The 2,363-nt window shown below is 70.0% G+C and carries 2 protein-coding genes; both read right to left on the bottom strand.

Annotation, left to right across the window (positions count from 1 at the left end):
- On the bottom strand, nucleotides 1-502 hold a 502-nt coding region (locus tag G5C60_RS50435), incomplete at its 3' end, for a condensation domain-containing protein (RefSeq protein ID WP_338146162.1).
- Nucleotides 499-2,343 carry a condensation domain-containing protein gene (locus G5C60_RS50430; RefSeq protein WP_165271009.1) on the bottom strand — a complete coding sequence of 615 codons (1,845 nt, stop codon included), beginning with the start codon at nucleotides 2,341-2,343 and terminating at the stop codon, nucleotides 499-501. The genes G5C60_RS50430 and G5C60_RS50435, both read right to left, overlap by 4 nt.
- Nucleotides 2,344-2,363: the final 20 nt, after the last annotated feature.

Here is a 2,363-nt window from a genome sequence, read left to right as displayed (position 1 = left end):
CCTCACCCCCGGCCGCATACAGCCGGAACAGCTCCTCCACCAGCACCGGCACCGACCAGCCGTCCCACAGAATGTGATGACCCGTCAGCAGCAGCCGGTAGCGGCGCTCCCCCAGCCGCAGCAACGACAGCCGCAACAACGGCGGACGCCCCAGATCGAACGGACGCAACCGGTCCTCCGCAGCCAGCTCCGCCGCACGACCCTCCACATCCACCGCATCCGACAGATCCACCTCGGCCCACGGCAACCGCACCCGCCGATACACCACCTGCACCGGCCGGCTCACACCCTCATGCCGGAAACCCGCCCGCAGATTCGCATGCCGCGCCAGCAGCCGCTCCCCCGCCCGCCGCAACGCCGCCCCATCCACCTCACCGGCCAGATCGAACCGCACCTGCGACGTATACACATCCACCGAACCATCCGCCACCAGCGAATGGAACAGAAAACCCTCCTGCAGCGGCTGCAGAGGAAGGATGTCCTCGATGCGCGACCTGGTCACTTTGAGAACTCCCAGTCAAGGTCGTAGTCGTCGTCGTTCTCGAAGCCCTCGATCGCTTCGATTTCGGCCTGGCTGAGCTGGACGAGGTCCAGGTCGGAGGGGGTCAGTCCGCCCGCGTCGGGTGCGTCGGCGTGCCGGGCCAGCCCCTCCAGGGCCTGGAACCACAACCGCGCCAGCTCACCCACCTCCGCCTCGGACAGCACCCCGTCCGCCCACGCCCAACTCGCCTGCAACCGCGGCCCCCCGGCCAGGTCATACGTCACCGCGTTGACCTCCAGCGCATGCGCCAACGACAGCCCCGCGTCGGCACCACCGCCGACCATCCCCGCGCGGGAGCTCAGCTCCCAGGCGCCGTCACCACTGGTGAACCGGCCGAGGTAGTTGAACCCGAGCTCCGCCCGTGCTCCGGCGGCCAGCTCGGCACCCGCCGCCGGGTCCAGGTACCGCAGCACACCAAAACCGACACCGTCGTCCGGCACGGCCCGCACCTGCTCCTTGACCGCCTTCAACGCCCACCCGGCAGCCGACCCGCCGGCACACACCTCGTCCCACGACACCCCGCCCGCATCCAGCCGCACCGGATGAATCGACGTGAACCACCCCACCGTCCGCGACAGATCCACCCCCGCCGCCTCGACCCGGCCATGCCCCTCAAGATCAAGCAGGACACCCGCACCCGCACCCGCACCCGCGTCACGGCCACGCCGCCGCTGCCACTCCTCCACCGCCAGCGCCAGACCCGTCAGCAGCACATCGTTCACACCACCGTGGAACAACGCCGGCACCCGCGTCAGCAACGCCTCCGTCAGCTCCACCGGCAGGTCAAGGGTGAGTTCGCGCTTCGTCGCGGTGGTGTCCTCGGCGGGGGTCAGGTTCCTGGAGCCGAGCGGCGGGTTCGGCCGGCCGAGCAGCTCACGCCAGAGGTCGAGCTGGCCGGTGTAGGTTCCCTGTTCGGCCTGGTCCCGCAGCCGCCGCGCCCAGCTCCGGAACGACGACGGCACCGGCTCCAGCTCCCGACCCTCCGCAGCCGCCTTCAGGTCCTCCAGCAGGATCCGCCACGACACACCGTCCACCACCAGGTGATGCGCCACCAGCAACAACCGGCCCGGCTCCAGCCACACCGCGCGCAGCATGCTTCCGCCGTCCGGGTCGAGCAGTTCCCGGGCGTGGCGCAGGTGCCGTGTCACGGCTTCTTGCAGAGAGTCCTCGTCGAGGTGGGGTGTGGGGACGTGGTCCAGCAGCCCGCCCGCGTCCACCGTGCCCGGCGCCGCCACCTCCAGCCGCCACTCACTCCCCACCCGCACCAACCGCGACCGCAACATGTCATGCCGGTCCACCACCGCCTGCAACGCCGCAACCAGACGCTCCCCACTCACCTGCTCCGGCAGACGCACCACCACATGCTGATGGAACCCCGCAACCGGCCCCGCCAGACCCCGCAACCACCCCATCACCGGAGTCAACGGCACCACACCCACCCCGGCACCCGCCGACTCCACCACCCCACCACCAGCAGCACCCACCGGCACCGCCACCCGCGCCAACCGCTCCACCGACGGACACCGAAACACATCCCGCGCCGACAACACCCACCCCGCCCGACGCGCACGCGACACCAACTGAATCGCCATGATGCTGTCCCCACCACAGTCAAAGAACGAATCAGCCACCCCCACCCGATCCAGCCCCAACACCTCCGCGAACAGCGAACACAACACCTCCTCCACACCCGACCGCGGCCCACGCCCCACACCCGACACAAACTCCGGCGCAGGCAACGCCCCCCGATCCACCTTCCCGTTCACCGTCAACGGCAGCCGCTCCAACTCCACGAACGCCACCGGCACCATGTACTCCGGCA

The organism is Streptomyces scabichelini (assembly GCF_011045015.1).
Taxonomy (GTDB): Bacteria; Actinomycetota; Actinomycetes; order Streptomycetales; family Streptomycetaceae; genus Streptomyces; species Streptomyces scabichelini.
Note: the sequence above shows the minus strand (reverse complement) of the source record. Positions and strands in the feature narration are given on the sequence as shown.